Genomic DNA, 225 nt, shown 5'->3' with positions numbered 1-225 from the left:
GGGTGTTCTGGAAATGGCCCGCGGAGCAGCGTATCAGTTAACTGACTCGCGGACCGCGTATCTCGGTTCTATTTATGATTATTTAGCCGACCCCATTCTCTTTGGCGTCTCCCCTTCTTTTATTATCGCGATCGTTGTCATTGTTGCCGGGCATCTGGTGCTGACGCGAACCGTATTTGGTCGCCATTTGATCGGTATTGGCACCAATGAAGAAGCCGTTCGATT

The 225-nt window shown here is 50.7% G+C and carries 1 pseudogene; it reads left to right on the top strand.

Annotated elements, in window-relative coordinates:
* A pseudogene (locus FDX22_RS20075) lies at positions 1-225 on the top strand (ABC transporter permease); the annotation flags it as partial.

This window comes from Citrobacter sp. TBCS-14, assembly GCF_005280805.1.
In the GTDB taxonomy this organism is placed as follows: Bacteria; Pseudomonadota; Gammaproteobacteria; order Enterobacterales; family Enterobacteriaceae; genus Citrobacter; species Citrobacter gillenii.
Note: the sequence above shows the minus strand (reverse complement) of the source record. Positions and strands in the feature narration are given on the sequence as shown.